At 73.8% G+C, this 1,754-nt stretch carries 2 protein-coding genes, 1 tRNA gene and 1 pseudogene; 1 reads left to right on the top strand and 3 read right to left on the bottom strand.

Translation table 11 applies throughout. The features are described from left to right. Positions 1-236 (top strand): LAETG motif-containing sortase-dependent surface protein (locus PV721_RS13520; RefSeq protein ID WP_319723702.1); only part of this gene is annotated, 236 nt, incomplete at its 5' end. Between the two features lie 82 nt (positions 237-318). On the opposite strand, the gene PV721_RS13525 is transcribed toward PV721_RS13520, so the two are convergent. The 3 genes and pseudogenes from PV721_RS13525 to PV721_RS13535 all read right to left on the bottom strand — a co-directional run. Beyond that, positions 319-834 (bottom strand): GNAT family N-acetyltransferase, encoded by a 516-nt coding sequence (locus PV721_RS13525; RefSeq protein ID WP_319723704.1) that lies wholly within the window; start codon positions 832-834, stop codon positions 319-321. A gap of 176 nt (positions 835-1,010) precedes the next feature. Continuing rightward, a tRNA-Lys gene (locus PV721_RS13530) sits at positions 1,011-1,083 on the bottom strand. 290 nt (positions 1,084-1,373) lie between these two features. After that, positions 1,374-1,754 (bottom strand): annotated as a pseudogene (locus PV721_RS13535) (RNA helicase); the annotation flags it as partial.

A 1,754-nucleotide genomic window follows, 5' to 3' on the forward strand; every position in this document is an offset into this window, starting at 1 on the left:
CCCCCTCCACCGTCCCCTCGGTCCAGCCGGCCGTCGCCACCTCCACCGGCAACACCCGCGTGACGACCACGGGCTCGGGCACGGCCACGACCGCGACGACGGCCACCGGCTCCCTCGCCCACACCGGCGCGGGCTCCTCCACCGGCCTGTACGCCGGCCTCGCAGCCGCCCTGGTCGTGCTCGGCGCGGCCGCCGCCTGGCTCGGTCGCCGCCGCCGCGGCAGCCTGTCCGCCTGATCCACACTCCGTACGCAGGAGCGCCCCGCCCGGTCCGACCGGGCGGGGCGCTTCGCGTTGCGGCGGAGGCAGATGCGGGCGGTCAGCCGTCGGCGGGCGTGCGCCGGCGGGTCAGCACGCGGGTGGTGGAGCCGTCGTCCTCCCGGACGTCCCGGACGTGCGTGAAGCCGATGCGGTTCAGCAGGCCCAGGGAGGCCGTGTTGGCGGCGGCCACGGTGGCGTGCACCTCGGTCAGACCGAGGGAGGCGAAGGCGTACGCGACGATCGCCTCCGCGATCTCGGTGCCGAGGCCCGCTCCCCAGGCCTCCGGGGCGAGGGCGTAGATGATCTCGTGTCCGTCGACCTCGTCGGTCCGCTTGATCTCGGCGTGCCCGATCAGCTCGCCCTCGCGCCGCACGGCCCAGACGTCGAAGAGGTCCTCGGCATAGACCTTCGTGAAGACCCGCCCGAAGAGGGCCCGGTCCTCGGCCTCCGCGGCGGGGCCGTCCCCCATCCACCGGGACACCCGGGTGTCCTGGAAGAGCGCCACGAAGCGTTCCTCGTCCTCGGGGACGTACGGGTCGAGGAGCAGGCGTCCGGTGCGCAGAACGGGAGTCACGCGCGGCGACGCTACCCGCTCCGACCGGGAGGTTCACCGGGTTTTCGGGCCCGCCCCCGGGGAATGACGGGCCGTCCGCTCGCGCAGGGCCCGGAAACGACCGAGCGCCCCCTCCCGTCGGAACGGGAAGGGGCGCTCGGCGCCGGACGGGAGGCTTCGCCCCCGCCCGTGAGCGGTAGGCCATGTCGGACTCGAACCGACAACCAACGGATTAAAAGTCCGCTGCTCTGCCAATTGAGCTAATGGCCCTCCGGGTGCTCACCCCAGAGCATAGCCGGACCGCGCCGGTCAGCCGATCGGGTATCGACCGACCGGCCTGTCGCCGTCAGTTCACCGGCTCAGGCCGGGGGTACCCCGGCCCCGTCATGCCGGCTATGGCGAGCGGGCCCGAGGTGCTGAACTCGACGGCCCGCCGTGGGCCGGCCCCGACGTCTCGTGACGGCTCGTCATCTTCCAGCAGTCCCCTCCGGAACCGAGAAAGGGCCCGTACGACACCGGGTGTCGTACGGGCCCTTCTCAGGGGTTCAGCTCAGCTGCGGTCAGCCGTTGCGCTTCCAGCGCGGCTTGTCGTCGCGGCGGCCGCCGAAGCCGCCGGTGGAACCGGAGCCGGACGGACGGTGGTCGTCGCGGCGGCCGTACGGACGGTCGCCGGCGCCGCCGGAGCGGAAGCCACCGGAGGGACGGTCGTCACGACGGTCGCGGTTGAACGGACGGTCGCCGCCGGAGCGGAAGCCGCCGGAGGCGCGGTCGTCACGGTTGTACGTGCCGTTGCCCGTGGCCGGACGGTCGCCACCGGAGCGGAAGCCACCCGACGGACGGTCGTCGCGACGGAAGCCGCCACGCTCGCCACCGCGGTCGTCGCGGTTGAAGCCACCCGAGGGACGGTCGTCGCGACGGAAGCCACCACCGGACGGACGGTC

It is taken from the genome of Streptomyces sp. MB09-01, assembly GCF_033794505.1.
Lineage (GTDB): Bacteria > Actinomycetota > Actinomycetes > Streptomycetales > Streptomycetaceae > Streptomyces.